The organism is Pseudomonas sp. ACN5 (genome assembly GCF_002303975.1).
In the GTDB taxonomy this organism is placed as follows: Bacteria; Pseudomonadota; Gammaproteobacteria; order Pseudomonadales; family Pseudomonadaceae; genus Aquipseudomonas; species Aquipseudomonas laurylsulfatiphila.
Map to the genome: position 1 here is coordinate 626,596 of NZ_MRCP01000001.1, position 16,507 is coordinate 643,102.

Sequence of the window (16,507 nt, forward strand, 5' to 3'; positions counted from 1 at the left end):
TTGGCAACAAATGCAATGGCAGTGTCGATCAGCTTAGCCTCGCAAGGGTTTGAGAGTCAGTTAAATCTTCCGAGTTCGCCGGTAAAGTCTCGCAGGCAAAAGAAAACCCGCACCAGGCGGGTTTCTTGTTCAGGCGGCTTGCAGTTGCCGGTCCATCGACTCGATGCATTCACGCATCTGCTCGCGGCACTGGGCAATCAGCAGGGGCATGTCGTCCAGGCTCAATCCGGCGGTAGGAATCGCCGGCAACGAGCGAATCAGGATTTTCCCGCTGCGCCAGCGGTTCAATTGCATGTGTTTGACGTAACTGCTGACACACACCGGCACGATGGGTACCCCGGCGGCAATGGCCATCTGGAATGCGCCTTTCTTGAAGGGGAGCAACTCCTCACCCAGGTTGCGCGTGCCTTCCGGGAATACCCAGATCGAAGTGTCTTTGTTTTGCAGGGTGTGGGTGGTGGTCAACATCGACTTGCGCGCCTTTTGCGCATTGCCGCGGTCGATCAGCACATTGCCGGCCAGCCAGAACAACTGCCCGAACAGTGGCACCCATTTCAGGCTCTTTTTGCCGATGCACACGGTACGGCGGGGTACCACGTTGCCAAACACAAACAAGTCATAGTTGGACTGATGATTGGCGATGATCACGCAGCTGTCAGGTTTATCCATCAACGGCCCGACTTCGGCCTTCACCCGCAAACGCAAAATGCACATGGCCGGCCACGCATACAGGCGTGCGCACAGGCGGCTGTTGTCCGGGTTGAAAGGCCGGCACAGGCCGAGGATTACACCCAGCACGCCCGCCACGATAAAATGCAGACCCATCAATGACATACGGAACAAAAACAGCATTTACAGGCCCCACCGGGACAAAAGGTGGCGCAGTGTACGGATGTGCACTGTTTTCGGCAATTGCTGCCAGAGTAGTGAGAGATAGCCGATGTTTGTGTTGATGTTTCCGACCAATTGGTCAGATGCGGTCTAGAGCGGTCACAGAAGTTTTACCAGGACAGGTACGAAAAAGCCCGACACGACGGTCGGGCTCTTCGTTGCAGCAGATCCGGGCTTAACCCAAATGCTCCTGGTCCTGGATGATCGCGTTGTCCAGGGCCTCCAGCAGTGCTTTGCGCACTTTCAATTTGGTGTTCTTGTGCGCGGTCATGTTGATCTTCTTCAACTGACGAGCCGCCGCCAGTGCCGCGCCTTGCAGTTCTTCCGCCGACACCACGACATCCAGGAAGCCGGCAGCCACGGCGCCTTGTGGATTGAACATCTCACCGTTGACCACCGAGCGCTGAAGCGCCACTTTGTTCAGGCGGTCACGGGCAATCTCGATGCCCGCGTGGTGCATGGTCATGCCGATCTGCACTTCGTTCAGGCCAATGCTGAACGGACCGTCTACGCCGATGCGATAGTCGGCCGACAACAGCAGGAACGCACCCTTGGCCACCGCATGCCCCGGGCACGCCACGATCACCGGGAAGGGGTGCGACAGCAGGCGGCGGGCCAGGGTCGAGCCGGAGGTCACCAGTGCCACGGCTTCTCTAGGGCCGGCCGTCATCACCTTCAAGTCATAGCCGCCAGAGAGAATGCCCGGCTGGCCGGTAATGATCACCACCGCACGATCAGTCACTGCCCGATCCAGCGCAGCGTTGAACTCGGCAATCACATCCGGGGAGATGGCATTGACCTTGCCATTGCTCAAGGTCAGGGTCGCGATACCGTCTTCGAGATGGTATGAAATCAACTCACTCATGACGCTATTCCTTTCAATAAAGTTGGGCAGACGTTACCCACCGCCGCAGGCCAGGTAAAGCGCCGTGACTGACCCGCCAGTCACCCTTTGCCCGCTCGCCAGGCGCAGCCCGCCGCGCCTGCTGCGCATTCCCCTCTATATAGAGGAGGGCACGAAGCCGGAGATTGGCCGGTTTGCCATGGCCCGGAGGGAGCGCAAACGCTGAATCGCGTTAACCGCATGAAAATTCTGAAAAAAATGTTTGCCATCGGAAAAGCTTTCGACTACATTAGCGCGCCTCGACAGACAGAACATGTTTGAAGAGATACGGTGAAGTGTCCGAGTGGCTTAAGGAGCACGCCTGGAAAGTGTGTATACAGGAAACTGTATCGAGAGTTCGAATCTCTCCTTCACCGCCACATTTAGTAAACACAAACCCCTGATTTTCCTAGAGAGAGTCGGGGTTTTGTGATTTCTTGCGTCTGAAAAAAGGCGATATGGGAACAATAAGCAGCGTACCTCCTTACGCAACTCTCAGATTTTGCCTACAACTTCAGCGAGACCCACCGGATATTCTTGTAACCGGCCCAAACAAAATCTGAACCTCAGACACGAAAACGCCGCTTTCCTATTGCTGGGTAAGCGGCGTTTTCTTCGCACGTGTTGAAGGGGCGCTTCATGCATCAGCGATGTCATTCGCGGTTGCTAAATTCGACGCGGTATCATGATATAATACCATGAATAATAAACAGCTCAGTACGCTCAAAGCCGTGTTCTCAAGGCCTGCCCCAGCCACGCTGGAGTGGGCGCGTATCGAGTCCTTGCTCGGCGCAGCAGGCGCCAGAACCATTGAAGGCCATGGATCGCGAGTACGTTTTGAGCTCAATGGCGTGGTGGCCACCTTTCACCGTCCCCACCCCGACAAAGAAGCCAAGCCCTACCAGGTGCGAGACGCTCGGACTTTCCTTGAACAAGCAGGAGTTACGCGTGAACGTGATGAATTACAACGGCTATGCAGCCAGAATTGAGTACAGCGACGAAGATGGCCTGTTTGTCGGCCACATCGCAGGCATCAAGGATGTCGTTGGGTTTCACGGCGAGTCAGTCCAGGAACTCCGAGCGGCGTTCGAAGAGGCCGTCACTGACTATCTGGAAACGTGCGCCAAGCTCGGACGTGCACCGCAGAAGCCCTACTCGGGCAACCTGAGTCTGCGTCTGGCCCCCGCACTGCATGCGACGGTCGCGGTAAAAGCGCAGTTAGCTCACAAGAGTATCAATCAGTGGGTCGCCGACGTGCTTGATCGCGAAGCGCATGCCTAAGGTTGTGTTATTTGTTCACTGCGGTATCTGGTCAGGTGTGACTGCGGAATCGGACTGCTGCACTGGCATCAGTGCTTTTGCAGAGAAATGGCCAAGTTCACTGGCCTGCACCACATTCATTTTAAATCGTGGCAGAAAAAGCCACTACGTCAGCTCAAACCGCTCTTGCGCATAATCCTTACCTGCCAGGGTAAGTTCAAAAATGGTGGCGCCGAACGTACCCCGAGTCACTTTTTGATTCACAAGACGTTTAGCCTGGAGTTGCTTCAGACCCTCTTCAACTTCCAGCTTGCTGAGTGAGACCAGCTTGCAAATCGAGTCCAGGTTTGCAACTTTTCTGAAGTTTGCGTGATAGGCCAACACTTCCATCAGTAGCGTTTGGTTATCTGTCAGCTGTGGAAATTGTGGGTTGTTCTTTTTGTAAATTTTTCGCTCTATCTCATGTAGCTCACTGTAGGCTCCGTCGTTGCTGCGGTAGTAGTAAATCACTAAGGTCAGTGTGCTGACGAACGCCCCGATAATCATCAGCAGCGACCAGTTCGGCATTGGCGTTTCCAGTTGAAGCCAGCTCCATGTGCGTAGCAGCCAGCCCTTGATCTCTGCCAACAACGTCAGCTCGAAGTAAGTGTCGAGCAGCTTTGTGGCAATGATCAGGGCAATAAGGAAGCCTGCAGCCGAGTAGGCCATAGCCTTGCAAGTGAACGGGGAATGATTGCCTTCTGCCGCCATGCTGATGGTCTCCAGCGCAGGGAACCGATGTTTCAGCATAGCAGCAGGGCACTCTGGCATTGGCCACGCAAGCAGTGAACAAGGCGAGCCGGCTGTTAGACTGTGCGGATTCTTCGAATGGAATCGACATCATGCTCCCTCCTCGCGTCAGTTTTCGTGGTACCGCCAGGTTCATAGTGACTGTGTGGGTGGTCGCCCTGTCATCACTGGCCCTCGCTTCCGTTCCTGCAACCTTTCCCGACGCCGAAGCCAGCGACCCCGCCAGGCTGGGCTGGATGGTCGGGTCTCCACCTCCCGCTGATCGCACTGTGCGTTTTGAAGACGGCAGCTATTTCCGGTTTCCGGCAATGCGCTGGAGCGTCTCGAATTTCCGGCAACTGATGCCGACGATCAATGTTTCGCGTGGGCTTGGTTCGCCTGTTCCCTTGGTATCCACGTTGCGCGACGACATCGACACGATCAGTTTCGTCCCCCTTGGTGCCCAGTTGCCTATGACCTGGGAGCAATCCCTGGCGGCTACCTACACCGATGGCATTGTGGTGATGCACCGCGGGAAGGTTGTCTATGAGCGTTATTTCGGTGTGTTGAAGGCGGACGGTCAACACGCCGCGATGTCGGTGACCAAGTCTGTGGTCGGCACGCTGGGCGCCATGTTGGTGGCGCAAGGGCGTATCGATGCTGGCAAACGGGTTGACGAATATGTACCGGAGCTGAAGGACTCCGCGTTTGGTGGCGCCACGGTACGGCAGGTGCTCGACATGACGACGGGCCTCAAATACAGCGAGGACTACGCGGACCCGGATGCCGAGGTCTGGGCCCATGCCAGGGCAGGCAGCCCGGTGCCAAAACCCAAGGGTTATGACGGCCCTCGCAGTTACTACGAGTTTCTGCAGACGGTGCAACCACAAGGCGAGCACGGCAAGGCGTTTGCCTACAAAACCGTCAACACCGATGTGCTGGGCTGGGTCATTGCCCGTGCCACCGGACGCAATGTGGCGCAACTGCTGTCGGAGCAAATCTGGAGTCGATTGGGCGCCGAACAGGACGCCTATTTCACCGTGGACTCCATCGGCACGCCGTTCGCCGGTGGTGGCCTGAATACGGGGCTTCGGGATTTGGCGCGGTTTGGCGAGATGCTGCGTAACGGCGGTCGGTTCAATGGTCAGCAGATCGTGCCTGAGGCCGTGATTGCCGATATCCGTGCTGGTGCCGATAAACAGGCTTTCGCCAAGGCGGGGTACACATTGCTCAAAGACTGGAGTTACCGGTCGATGTGGTGGGTGACGGACAAGGAGGGCGGGGCGTTCATGGCGCGCGGGGTTCACGGGCAGCGTATCTATGTCGACCCGAAGGCCGAGATGGTCATCGTCCGTTACGCATCACACCCGGTGACCGGCAACTCGGCCAATGATCCCGTGACTTTGCCGGCGTTTGATGCGCTGGCTGAATATCTGAACAGGAATAAACAGCAATGATCACCACCACAACCCACTCCATTGAAGGCCGGCAAATTACCGCCTACCTGGACATCGTCAGCGCCGAGTCAGTGCAAGGGATCAACGTTGTTCGTGACGTATTTGCCGGGATGCGCGACATTTTCGGCGGGCGCTCCCAGACGCTGGAGCGAGCGTTGAAGGAAGCCCGCATTCAGGCCACTGATGAGATCAAGGAGCGGGCGCGGGCGCTTCAGGCGGACGCAGTGGTGGGGCTTGACTATGAGATCAGCATGCCGGCCGGCAAGGGCGGAATGGTCGTCGTGTTTGTGACCGGGACAGCGGTCAAGTTGCGATGAGGGATCGCAGCCATTCGTCGGTCACATGGAGATTCGAACGGACAGTCCATTAGTGACCGGCTAGTCTCAAAAGCCTTGGCGATCGATATTTTTCAGGCAAAGGGCTTGCCGGTGTCGATCCCGCTCTTTGAAAGGGGTGAAGAGATGGCTGATCCGTATATCGAGGACGATGGCGCAGAGTTTCCGATCAACAATTGCGTGCAGTGTGGCCAGACTCAGTATGTGGCCAGTTTCGGTGAGGACCAGACAGAGGTCGACAAGATCAAGACCAGGGCGTGCCGGGTCCTGAAGGGCAAGTTCCTGCCCAAGGTGACAGCACCGGTCAGGAAGTAGACGAACGCAGGCAGACCCCGTCATTGAACGGGGTTTTTCGTGTCGGAAAGGTTTTCATGACGAGTTTTTTAAAGTGGAGATCTTTCACAAACTTTTCACAACAGCTGCCGTAGTCTCGACTTATCCGTTAGAAAGCAACACCTGGCCCGTTTCCCCAGCGGGCTTTTTTTTGCCCGTCGTAAAACCTTTTCCAAAATAGCTGTCCAACCGTCGCCAATCGCGAAGTTGGACCGGCGTGCTGGACTCTATCCGCGCCAAAGCATTCAATCTCGCCCCCTTGTGTGTACCCCTATTTTTTGAGGTTTTTGTCATGCGTTTAACACTGCCTGCTCTGGTTCTGGGGCTTCTGGTTGCTCAAGGTGCAATGGCCGGTGACGGTACTGCCGCGTTGGGTGGTGGCTTGGGCGGCGCATTGGGTAACGTGGTCGGCCAGAAGATGGGCGGCAGCACTGGCGCAGTGATCGGTGCGGGCGTTGCTGGCGCGGCGGGCAGCGCAGTTGCCGCCAAAAAAGGTCATCGCACCAGCGCAGCCATCGGTGGCGGTGTCGGCGCAGCGGGTGGATCGGTGATCGGTAAAAGCCTGGGTGGCAAGTCCGGTGCCACCATCGGCGCAGGCCTGGGCGGTGCCTTGGGCGGCGGCGTAGGCAGCAACCTGGCCAACGGTCACAAGCGTCACTGATGCTGATCCAGATTTGAAATAGCCCGGCTTGATGCCGGGCTTTTTCATATATGAACGATTCCCGCCGTAGCGGCTCAAATCTTCCATACCCCTGAAGATGCGAGGCGTGCCATGAACTCCCAAACCGACGGCAAACAGAACGCAAGCCCGATGACTCGACGATTGATGTTGCCTGCGATTGTTTTTGGATTGCTGCTCTCCCAGGTGGCGCTGGCAGGCGGTAATGGAGATGCCGCGGTGGGCGGTGGTCTCGGAGGGGTGCTGGGTAACGTGGTTGGTGGCCAGGTGGGTGGCAGTACTGGCGCAGCGATTGGCGCGGGTGTCGGCGGAGCAGCCGGCAGTGCCGTTGCCGCGCCCAAGCGCAATCGCACCGAAGCGGCAGTAGGCGGCGGTTTGGGCGCGGCAGGCGGATCGGTGGTCGGCAACAGTCTTGGCGGTTCGACCGGATCGGCCATCGGTGCCGGCCTTGGCGGTGCAGCCGGCGGCGCGATCGGCAATGATCTGGGGGATGACAGTGGTCATTCCCATTCCGGTGGCAGCCATAAACACTCGAACAAGCACCACAAAAAGCATCACTGATTGAGTGAGGCATACCATGACTCTGGAATCCGAAGGCACGCAAGACAAAGACCCAAGTGGACAGCCATCCATCAACGATCCCGGCAATGAAGATCCGGGATCGCTGATGGATGATGCGACGGTGCCACTTAACGATGCTGATGATGCAGGCGATGTGGGAAATATCGAGTTTGATGATGAGGAAGAGGACGAAGACTGATTGAACCCTGTTGCCGAATCAACCGATCGTCTACCGGGTCGAACGCGTCCATCGCGCAGTCTTCGATATGTCATGACCTGCTCTTGAGGTCAGATGAGAGGTGCGATATGAACACTGATCCAAAGGCCTTCGACGTTGATGAAACTCCGGAATATCCGCTGCCGTCACCTACCGACTCCTTGAGCCGCGACCAACGACCGCCGGACGATGATGCCGGCGTGGAGCAAGTGCCGAGCGACGAGAGCGACGAGAATGTCGAGGCAGATCCGCACGATCAGCGCGATGCAGATACCGACGGCTCGGGAGAGCCGGCTACTTCGAAGCGGCGGCGAGGGCATCCGGGTCCTTAATGCTTGCTGAGCGAATCGAGCCGAGGGGGTCGCCCGATCCCAGCGGGTCCACCCACCCCGTCGGGTTGCGGGTGTACCGATACGGGTTCAACCCACCGCCCGACTTGCGCGGATCCGGTGTCAGAAAACGACCGAAGTCCGGATGGTAATAGCGATGCCGGTTGTAGTGCAGGCCACTCTCAGCGTCGAAGTATTGCCCCTGAAACCGTAAGGGTTGTTCGAGCCATTCGCGGCTCGATTTGCGGAGTTTGCCGTGGGCGGTGTATTTGGCCGACCAGACGATCGCACCGCCGTGGCCGGTCAGTTCCTGCGGGGTGCCGAGGTGGTCGAGTTGAAAGTAGTAGGCGCAGGCTTGTGCCCGGCCTTTGCCGTCGAGCAGCGCCAACGGGCGGAAGCTACCGGCTTCACTGCGTTCGTAGATGTAGCTTCGGTAGTGCCGGGGGCCGCTTTCTGCGATCAGCCGGTCGTCTTGCCAGAAGTATTGCGTGGTGTAGCCTTCAACCGTTTTCTGGATACGCCGGCCGAAAGCGTCGTAGCGATAGCTGACACCTTTGCCGTCCGGGGGGCTGACGCTGATCAGGCGGTGCTGGCTGTCGTAGGTGTATTCGGTGACCTGGGGCGGCAGGCCGCGGCGTTCGCGGATCAGATTGCCGAAGGCGTCGTAGTCGTAATAGCTGCCGTCATTGCCACTGCCACTGCGCTGCAGGCGGTTGCTCTGGAAAGCACACGGGCCGGGACGCTCGTGGATCAGCAGGTTACCGGCCGGGTCGTGGGTGAAGTGCTCTGCGCACTGGTCGCGGGCGTGATGTACGCCGGTCAGGCGGTCGAGTGCATCGTATTGATAGCGGCGTGAACCGTGGCGGCTGTCGGTAACCTTCAAGAGGTTGCCCTTGGCGCTGTAGGCATACTCACGGCGGTACAGCGGCCGTTGTTTTTGGCTGATGACATGGGCCTGCAAACGGCCTTGCTCGTCGTAGGCGTAATCGCTGAGCAGAAGGCCCTGTTGGCGCTGCTGTTCGCGCCCGCCGACAAAGCGATGGCGGGTCAGGGGTGTGCCGTTGAGGTCGATGGCCGTGAGGGCGCCTCCCTTGGCGTGGTGGTAGACGAGGATACAGGCGTCGGGCAGGTGCAGGCACTTGAGTCGACCGCAGACGTCGTAGTCGTAACGCAGGGTGCCCCAGCCCTGATACTCGGTGATCAGTCGGTCCTGAAGGTCGTATTCGAACTGCAACGGTGGGTCCCGGCCGTCATCGACGCTGACCAGTCGCCCGAGCGTGTCGTGGTGGTACTCGACCCTGACTCCGTCGGGCAAGGTTTGGACCCGTAACCGCCCGGCGCTGTCACGCTGATAGCCGGTAACCAGTTGCGAACCTTCGTCGCCAAACTCGGTTTTCTTCAGCAATTGGCCTTTGGGGTCGTAGCTGTAAGTGGTACGACGTCCATCGAAGGCGGTTTCCTGTCGGATCAATCCTCCCGGGGTGTAGTCCAGGCGGTAAGTGTCGCCCACCTCGTTTTCGATCTCGGTCAGCAACAATTGCGCATGGTCGTAGCGGTACTTCAGCGCGCTGCCGTCGGGGTTGATCCGACGGCTGATCAAATGCAGGTCGTCGGCGTATTCGTAACGGGTTACCCGTCCCAGTTCGTCAGTCTCGGCGGTGATCCGACCGTAGGCGTTGTAGCGCCAGGCACGGCAGGCGCCCGTGGGCAGCGTGGTCCGGCTCAGTCGACCCACGGCGTCCCACTCATAACGGGTGATAGCACCGTGTTCGTCCTGCCCGGTAATCCGCCGCCCCAACGCATCGTAGGAAAAAATGCGCTGAGAACCATCGGGCAAGGTTTCTTCCAGCAATTGCCCCAGGACGCTCCAGACAAACCGGTGAATGCTCTGGTCTGGAAAGCGGATCGTCAGCAAGCGCCCCAGCGAGTCGTAGGAATAGTGGGTGATCTGTCCGTCGGGATCGGTGACGGCAGTGATGTCTCCCTGGGCATTGCGCTGGTAGCTCCACGTCGACTGAGCGCGGGTGCGGGCGTGCAGGAAACCGTGGCGATATTTGTAGGACGTGGGCGCCTCATCCGGCGCAAGCAGCGCGCTCAGTCGACCGGCTTCGTCATAATGGTATTGGGTGACGGCGCCGAGGGCGTCCTGCTCGAAGATCAATCGGCCCAGATTGTCGTAGGCCTTGTGCTGTTCGCCGCCGTCCAGCCCGATGTGGCGCACCAGTCGCGCGTATGGGTCATGAACGTAAACCTCTTGGCTGCCGTCGGCGTTGTTCACCGTCACGGTGCCTTGATCGTCCCAGACGTAACGCGCCTCCATCTGCGCAAACGAGGCCCAATGATGGACGCAACGGGCGGTTTTGCCGGAGCGTTCCCACGCCCAGAAGAAACTTGCGCCGCCCGCCAGTTGCCGTTGCAGGATCACGTGCTGCTCGTCGTAGTCATAACGCTCGCTTTCACCCGCGGCGTTGGTCACCTCGACCAAACGCTGGCGGGCGTCGTAGCGGTAGCTGGCCAGTGTCTGTTCGGTGCACCAGGAGTACGCCTTGGGCCCGCAGCGCTGAAACACCTGATAGTCGACGGCCACCAGGTGCTTGAGGTCATAACGCAGCAGCAAGGCACGGTCAGCGCCGTTGTCCAGGCGCTGAATCCGCTCAAGGCCGTCCCGATGTACCGTCAGGCGGTTGTCGTAGGCGTCGCTGATCGCGATCAGTCGGCCATCGCGGAAATGAAAAAAACGCGCCGCGTCGCCAGCCTGGGCGAGGATCAGTTCGCCCGGTTCTTCGCCGAGGTAAATCGCCGCCCGCGACAGTCTGTTACGGATCAATGGGCGCGCCGTCGTCGGCCATGGAAATGGCGTGCGGCGGTTTTCGGCGTCGATCCACAGCACCTGCTCGCCGTGGAATTCCAGATGCTGGGACAGCGAGTGCCGCCACCCGAAACCGAGCCCGCTGTCGAGTTCGACGGTACGGGTGCGATAGAGGCGGGTGAAGTCGAACGGCAAGATCCCGTCGAGGGTGCCGTCCGTGAGGGCCAGCGATACTTCGCCGGTGACCATCGACACCGGGCCGTTGTGCGGGGTGGTGCGCTCGAGGGTATCGATACTGGCGGGGAACCTGTGCACCTGTCTCAGGGGGCCGCTGGCGGGACATGCCAATACCTTTTGGGGATCGAACATCTGCAGACTTTCGCTTGGCGGAATGTAGGACCTGAGACTCTGCGGAGGATCTTCCAGGAAAGAAGTCGGGAAAGTTGGCGTTTGATGTAGGGCGAATCGCTAAATCACGAGAGCCATTCGGCGTGGATCGGGATTTCAACGTTGCTCTGAGACGGCCACGCTCGTTATGCTGCTGAATCCTTTAATCCATTCGGGTGCGGGCCTCACCTGCGCCGCCCGGGATGCCTTGGAAAACGGATCAGATGCGATGAATGCACCGCTCAAAACATTCGGCCCGATCAAGGCCGTGATTTTCGATATGGACGGCTTGCTGCTGGATACAGAGGGCATCTACACCGAAGTCACGTCCATCATCGCCGCGCGTTATGGCCGAACGTTCGACTGGAGCATCAAGCAGAACATCATTGGCCGGGGCGCAGGGGATCTGGCGCGCTATGTGGTTGAAGCGCTCGACCTGCCGATTACCGCCGAAGAGTTTCTGGTGATCCGCGAGCCGCTGATGCGCGAGCGCTTTCCTACAGCACAGGCGATGCCTGGCGCACAGGAACTGGTGCGGCATCTGAAGGCCAACAACATTCCCATTGCCGTGGGTACCAGTTCATCGAGCCAGTCGTTTGGTCAGAAAACCACCCTGCACCGCGACTGGTTCACCTTGTTCGACTTCATCGTCACCGCCGATGACCCCGAGGTGGGGGCAGCCAAACCGGCGCCGGATATCTTTCTGACGGCGGCGCGGCGTCTGGGCGTCGCGCCCGAGGATTGCCTGGTGTTCGAGGATTCGCCCTTTGGTGTCACCGCGGCGAAAGCGGCGGGGATGACGGCGATCGCGATTCCGGATGCGGCAATGGCCGACGCCCGATACGCACACGCCGATGGCATTCTTCGTACGTTGAAGGCGTTCGAGCCGGACGCCTTTGGTTTGCCTGCGCTTGAGTGGGCCTGACAAAGGAAAGTGTGGGAGCGGGCTTGCTCGCGAAGGCGGTGTGTCAGGCAACATTGATGTCGTCTGATCCACCGCCTTCGCGAGCAAGCCCGCTCCCACATTTGCTTTGCGTTCAACGCATCAGGCGCCGAAGCCGCCGTCGATGGTCAGGCTGGCCCCGGTGATGTAGCTGGCTTGCGGGCTGACGAGGTAGGCGACGAAGCTGGCGATCTCTTCGGCCTTGCCGTAACGGCCCACGGCCATCAACGGGATCAGGCTTTCCGCAAAGTCACCCTCGGCCGGGTTCATGTCGGTGTCGACCGGACCCGGCTGCACGTTGTTGATGGTGATGCCTTGCGGGCCGAGGTCACGGGCCAGGCCTTTGGTCAGGCCGACCAGTGCCGACTTGCTCATGGCGTACGGGCCGCCACCGGCAAAGGGCATGCGGTCGGCGTTGGTGCTGCCGATGTTGATGATGCGACCGCCTTCGGTCATGTGTCTGGCGGCGGCCTGGGTGGCGATGAACACGCTGCGTACGTTGATGGCCAGGGTCTGGTCGAAGTCTTCGAGTTTAAAGTCGGCCAGTGGTGCGACGGCCAGCACGCCTGCATTGTTGACCAGGATATCCAGGCGACCGAAGGCTTCCACCGTGGCGGACACGGCGCCGCGGATCGCGTCGGCGTCGGCGCTGTCGGCCTTGATGGCCAGGGCCTTGCCGCCTTTGGCGGTGATGCTGTGTTGCAACTCTTCAGCTTTGGCTGTCGAGCTGACATAAGTGAAGGCAACGGTCGCGCCTTCAGCGGCCAGGCGCTTGACGATGGCTGCACCGATACCGCGGGAACCACCTTGAATCAATGCCACTTTGCCGCTGAGGTTCTGAGTAGTCATGTCGATCTCCAAGTCCCGAGGCGAGATGTCCCGGTTGATGGAGGCTAGTATCGATTCAGGATTACGAGCTGTGTAGGCCATAATTGCGATAGTCTGTGTAAACCAAAAGTTTATAGTGGCGTCTATGGAAACCTTCAGCAGTATCGAATGCTTTGTGCGCAGCGCCGAGGTCGGCAGCTTCGCCGAAGCGGCGCGACGCTTGAGCCTGACACCGGCGGCGGTGGGCAAGAGCGTTGCCAAGCTTGAGGCGCGCCTGGGCGTCAGGTTGTTTCAGCGCAGCACGCGCAGCCTGACGCTGACCGAGGCCGGCCAGTTGTTTCTCGGCGAAGTCAGCACCAGCCTGCACACCATCCAGAATGCCGTGGCCAACCTCGCCAGCGCCGGTGGGCAGCCAGCGGGTACATTGAAAGTCAGCATGGGGACGGTATTCGGTTGCCTGTACATCGTGCCGATGCTCGGCGAGTTTCTGCGGCGATTCCCGGCGATCAACCCGGACTGGCACTTCGACAACCGCCAGGTCGATCTGATCGGGCAGGGGTTCGACGCGGCAATCGGCGGCGGCTTCGAATTACCCCAGGGCGTAGTCGCGCGCAAGCTGAGTCCGGCGCATCGGGTATTGGTGGCTTCGCCGGATTACCTGGCGGTACATGCGTCAATCACCGAGCCGGACGACCTCAAGCACCACGACGGAATTCTGATCCGCTCGCCGCAAACCGGTCGCGTGCGCTCCTGGCAGTTGACCCACCGCAATCAGCAACACAGCCCGTTGACGCTCAAGGCGCGGATGACCATGAGCGACTCCGAGGCCGCCTGCGTCGCCGCCGCACAAGGTCTGGGCATTGCGCTGGTGAGTATGCCGTTCGCCTCGGGTTACCTGGAGGCGGGCAGGTTGCAGCGGGTGTTGCCGGACTGGTACATCGACGACGGCTACACCTCTATCTATTACGCCGAACACAAACTGCTGCCTGGCAAGACCCGGGCGTTTGTCGATTTCGTCATCGAGCAGTTTGCCGAGCGGGGGTTGGGGCAGAGGTTTAGTGCTCTTTGAGTCAGGCTCAGGACCGAGTTGCCCCCTTCGCGAGCAAGCCCGCTCCCACAAGGGGATTGTGAACGGCGCATATCCAGTGTGGGAGCGGGCTTGCTCGCGAAGGGGGCGCCGCGGTCTACCGGGCAAACCGCCCGGGCCAGCCGATGATGTTTTTCGGCCGCGGCGTCGCATAGGTCCGCACCTTCGAGGTCGACAGTCCCAACCGCACCAGCGATTCGGCAATGGTCACCGCCGCCGTCACCCCATCCACCACCGGTACCCCGGTACGCCGGCGAATCTGCTCGTCCAGCCCGGCCATGCCGCCGCAACCGAGGCAAATCACTTCGGCCTTGTCCTGGGTCACCGCCAGTTCGGCCTGGTGCACGATGGCTTCCAGTGCGCGTTGCGGTTGGTGTTCCAGCTCCAGCACCGCCAGGCCACTGGCCCGTACCGAGGCGCAACGGTCCCACAGGCCCGAGAGCTTGAGGCGGTCTTCGATCAGGGGCACGGTGCGGTCGAGGGTGGTGACCACGGAATAGGCGTGACCGAGAAACATCGCCGTGCTGGCGGCGGCATCGGTGATGTCCACCACCGGCACGTTGAGCAGTTCCTGCAAGCCTTCGCGGCCGTGCTCGCCGTAGCCGGCCTGGATCACCGCGTCGAACGGCTGGTCGTAGGACATCACCCGGTCCATGACCGCGATGGCCGCCAGGTAACTTTCGAAATTGCCCTCGATGGAGTCGGCGCCGAAGTGCGGGGTGAGGCCGACGATTTCCGTGCCGGGTGAGGCCACGGCCTGCGCCGAGCGGGCGATGGCCTGGGTGATGGATTCGGTGGTGTTGACGTTGACCACGAGAATACGCATGGGGAGTCCTTATTGCGGATGGTTCTGCGGCCCGACATTGCCGGGCCGCCATGGAGTTAATGGCTGACGTTTTCGACCGCGATGGCTTCACCGCTGACGTCGGCGTAGTGCGGCTGGCGCTTGGCGATGATCAGGTAGAGCATTCCGGCGATGCCGGCACCAATCAGCCAGGAGAACGGCGACACGCTGTGGAAACCCGGCACCAGGGCCAGGACGATGGCGATCAACGCGGCGGGAATGAACGCCGCCACGGCGCGCAAATTAACCCCGCGGCTGTAGTAATAAGGGCCGTTGGGGTCTTCGCTGTACAACTGCGGCACGTTGACCTGGCCTTTTCGAATCAGCCAGTAGTCGACCATGATCACGCCGTACAACGGGCCGAGCAGGGCACCGAGGCCGGACAGGAAGTACACGATCACCAGTGGGCTGTTGTAGAGGTTCCACGGCAGGATCAGCACGGCAATGGTCGCGCTGATCAGTCCGGCGCGACGGAACGTCAGGTACTTCGGCGCCAGGTTACTGAGGACGAACGCCGGGGCGACGAAGTTGGCCATGATGTTCACCGCCACGGTGACGATCAGGAACGCCAGGCAACCAAGCACCAGGAAGAAGGTGTTGGGGATCGAGGCGATGATTTCGGTCGGGCTTTCGATGATCCGGCCGTTGATCTGGAACTGCGCGCCGCACAGCAGGACAGTGATGCTGGCGAACACCAGGATATTCACCGGCAAGCCCCAGAAATTTCCGACCTTGATGGTCTTGCGGCACGGTGAAGAGCGGGCGAAGTCGCAGAAATTGAGGATCAGTGTGCCGTAGATCGCCAGCCACAGTGCGCCACCGGCAAAGATGTTGCGCCACATCTCGCCACCGGTCAGCGGCTCACGGATCGACCAGGCAATGGTCGCGTTGGCCTGGAAGTACATCCACGCGGCGAGGGCGGCGACGGTCAGCAGAATCACCGGGCCGGCAAACGCCTCGTAGCGCCGCACCATCTCCATGCCATAGGCAAGAATCGCCAGTTGCACGAACCAGATCGCGACGAAACACACCCAGCCCAGGGTCGACAGGCCGAGGATCGAATTGTGGTCGTAGTCGGCGAACCCGGGATGGATCGCCGTCAACAGCACACGAAAGACGACGGACGCGAGGTACGTCTGAATACCGAACCAGGCGATGGCGATCACTGCGCGGATCAACGCAGGAATCTGCGCCCCATGAATACCGAAACTGATCCGGCTGATGACCGGAAACGGCACCCCGGTTTTCTGGCCCATGTAGCCGGACAGGTTCATGAGGAAGTAAACCAGCGCCGCACCAATCCCCAGGGACAACAGGATCTGCCAGCCGCCCAGGCCCAGGGCATACAGGCCGATGGCAAAGGAGTAGTTGGCAATGTTGTGAACGTCGTTGGTCCACAAGGCAAAGATGCTGTAGCGGCCCCAGCGTCGGCCTTCGGCCTTGGTCGGTGCCAGGTCCTTGTTGTGCAGTCGAGGACTGAGCACCACGGGGGAGTCATGCGCCTGATTGTCGGCGGTGTGGGTGGAATGGGGGGAGGGTAGATCCAGAGCGATATTGTTATTGGAGAGACTGGTACGCATTCCGGCAGGCTCCTGATGCTCGACGCCGCGATGACTGTGCATGAGCCTTGGCTCGACAAATCTTCGTCGCGGGTGGCGAATATCATTGGTTACGGGGCATCTGCAGCCTGTACGGGATAGGGCGCTTCAGGCTTGCGGATCTAAGGTGTGTGTATGTTTTGAGATTATTGTATACAAAACATGTATGCACTTAAGCCAGATCCATGCCAGTCGAGCGTTCTATGAACGGCGCTGTTCATTTCGTTTTGTTATGGCTTTTCGCCAAGTTATTGAAAAATTGACAATATAAATTGACCGATTGAACAGGTATTTATTT

18 protein-coding genes and 1 tRNA gene are annotated in these 16,507 nt (G+C 59.6%); 12 read left to right on the forward strand and 7 right to left on the reverse strand.

Annotation, left to right across the window (positions count from 1 at the left end; genetic code table 11):
- Positions 1–129: 129 nt before the first annotated feature.
- The gene (locus tag BSF40_RS03040) at positions 130–852 is read right to left on the reverse strand and encodes a 1-acyl-sn-glycerol-3-phosphate acyltransferase (RefSeq protein ID WP_095964037.1); all 723 of its coding nucleotides are present in this window, start codon (positions 850–852) and stop codon (positions 130–132) included.
- A 214-nt stretch (positions 853–1,066) separates the two neighbouring features.
- Positions 1,067–1,756, reverse strand: coding sequence for a crotonase/enoyl-CoA hydratase family protein (locus tag BSF40_RS03045; protein ID WP_095964038.1), 690 nt, complete (start codon positions 1,754–1,756; stop codon positions 1,067–1,069).
- Positions 1,757–2,064: 308 nt separating this feature from the next.
- Between BSF40_RS03045 and BSF40_RS03050 the strand changes: the two genes are divergently transcribed.
- The 3 genes from BSF40_RS03050 (at position 2,065) to BSF40_RS03060 (ending at position 3,055) form a co-directional block, all read left to right on the forward strand.
- Positions 2,065–2,154, forward strand: a tRNA-Ser gene (locus tag BSF40_RS03050).
- Positions 2,155–2,472: 318 nt separating this feature from the next.
- On the forward strand, positions 2,473–2,763 hold the full coding sequence (locus tag BSF40_RS03055) for a type II toxin-antitoxin system HicA family toxin (RefSeq protein ID WP_095964039.1): 291 nt from the start codon (positions 2,473–2,475) through the stop codon (positions 2,761–2,763).
- Positions 2,723–3,055 (forward strand): type II toxin-antitoxin system HicB family antitoxin, encoded by a 333-nt coding sequence (locus BSF40_RS03060; RefSeq protein WP_008017639.1) that lies wholly within the window; start codon positions 2,723–2,725, stop codon positions 3,053–3,055. Before BSF40_RS03055 ends, BSF40_RS03060 begins: the two co-directional genes overlap by 41 nt.
- Before the next feature lie 144 nt (positions 3,056–3,199).
- On the opposite strand, the gene BSF40_RS03065 is transcribed toward BSF40_RS03060, so the two are convergent.
- Positions 3,200–3,784: a hypothetical protein gene (locus BSF40_RS03065; RefSeq protein ID WP_095964040.1), complete on the reverse strand. Its 585-nt coding sequence runs from the start codon at positions 3,782–3,784 to the stop codon at positions 3,200–3,202.
- A gap of 131 nt (positions 3,785–3,915) precedes the next feature.
- On the opposite strand from BSF40_RS03065, the gene BSF40_RS03070 reads away from it, so the two are divergent.
- The 7 genes from BSF40_RS03070 to BSF40_RS03100 all read left to right on the forward strand — a co-directional run bounded on the left by BSF40_RS03070 (position 3,916) and on the right by BSF40_RS03100 (position 7,716).
- Positions 3,916–5,259: a serine hydrolase gene (locus BSF40_RS03070; protein ID WP_095964041.1), complete on the forward strand. Its 1,344-nt coding sequence runs from the start codon at positions 3,916–3,918 to the stop codon at positions 5,257–5,259.
- On the forward strand, positions 5,256–5,576 hold the full coding sequence (locus tag BSF40_RS03075; protein ID WP_015096087.1) for a YbjQ family protein: 321 nt from the start codon (positions 5,256–5,258) through the stop codon (positions 5,574–5,576). The genes BSF40_RS03070 and BSF40_RS03075 overlap by 4 nt, the downstream gene beginning before the upstream one ends.
- A 144-nt stretch (positions 5,577–5,720) precedes the next feature.
- A complete protein-coding gene (locus BSF40_RS03080; RefSeq protein ID WP_033047548.1) occupies positions 5,721–5,909 on the forward strand; it encodes a hypothetical protein in 189 nt (62 codons plus the stop codon).
- A gap of 310 nt (positions 5,910–6,219) precedes the next feature.
- Positions 6,220–6,588 (forward strand): hypothetical protein, encoded by a 369-nt coding sequence (locus tag BSF40_RS03085; protein ID WP_015096085.1) that lies wholly within the window; start codon positions 6,220–6,222, stop codon positions 6,586–6,588.
- Between the two features lie 111 nt (positions 6,589–6,699).
- Positions 6,700–7,167, forward strand: a complete 468-nt coding sequence (locus tag BSF40_RS03090; RefSeq protein WP_095964042.1) for a YMGG-like glycine zipper-containing protein — start codon at positions 6,700–6,702, stop codon at positions 7,165–7,167.
- Positions 7,168–7,183: 16 nt separating this feature from the next.
- Positions 7,184–7,366 (forward strand): hypothetical protein, encoded by a 183-nt coding sequence (locus BSF40_RS03095; RefSeq protein ID WP_095964043.1) that lies wholly within the window; start codon positions 7,184–7,186, stop codon positions 7,364–7,366.
- A gap of 107 nt (positions 7,367–7,473) precedes the next feature.
- A complete protein-coding gene (locus BSF40_RS03100) occupies positions 7,474–7,716 on the forward strand; it encodes a hypothetical protein (RefSeq protein ID WP_095964044.1) in 243 nt (80 codons plus the stop codon).
- On the opposite strand, the gene BSF40_RS03105 is transcribed toward BSF40_RS03100, so the two are convergent.
- A complete protein-coding gene (locus BSF40_RS03105; RefSeq protein ID WP_095964045.1) occupies positions 7,679–10,891 on the reverse strand; it encodes an RHS repeat-associated core domain-containing protein in 3,213 nt (1,070 codons plus the stop codon). The two genes, BSF40_RS03100 and BSF40_RS03105, sit on opposite strands and share 38 nt — an antisense overlap.
- Positions 10,892–11,138: 247 nt before the next feature.
- Between BSF40_RS03105 and BSF40_RS03110 the strand changes: the two genes are divergently transcribed.
- Positions 11,139–11,834: an HAD-IA family hydrolase gene (locus BSF40_RS03110; protein WP_095964046.1), complete on the forward strand. Its 696-nt coding sequence runs from the start codon at positions 11,139–11,141 to the stop codon at positions 11,832–11,834.
- A 120-nt stretch (positions 11,835–11,954) separates the two neighbouring features.
- Here the strand turns inward: BSF40_RS03110 and BSF40_RS03115 are convergent, their stop codons facing one another.
- Positions 11,955–12,701: a 3-oxoacyl-ACP reductase family protein gene (locus BSF40_RS03115; protein ID WP_095964047.1), complete on the reverse strand. Its 747-nt coding sequence runs from the start codon at positions 12,699–12,701 to the stop codon at positions 11,955–11,957.
- Positions 12,702–12,825: 124 nt separating this feature from the next.
- Here BSF40_RS03115 and BSF40_RS03120 point away from each other — a divergent pair, with 124 nt between their 5' ends.
- Positions 12,826–13,749, forward strand: a complete 924-nt coding sequence (locus tag BSF40_RS03120) for a LysR family transcriptional regulator (protein ID WP_095964048.1) — start codon at positions 12,826–12,828, stop codon at positions 13,747–13,749.
- Positions 13,750–13,864: 115 nt separating this feature from the next.
- On the opposite strand, the gene BSF40_RS03125 is transcribed toward BSF40_RS03120, so the two are convergent.
- Positions 13,865–14,593, reverse strand: coding sequence for an aspartate/glutamate racemase family protein (locus BSF40_RS03125; RefSeq protein ID WP_095964049.1), 729 nt, complete (start codon positions 14,591–14,593; stop codon positions 13,865–13,867).
- 56 nt (positions 14,594–14,649) lie between these two features.
- Positions 14,650–16,191 carry an NCS1 family nucleobase:cation symporter-1 gene (locus BSF40_RS03130; RefSeq protein WP_095964050.1) on the reverse strand — a complete coding sequence of 514 codons (1,542 nt, stop codon included), beginning with the start codon at positions 16,189–16,191 and terminating at the stop codon, positions 14,650–14,652.
- Between the last annotated feature and the right edge of the window lie 316 nt (positions 16,192–16,507).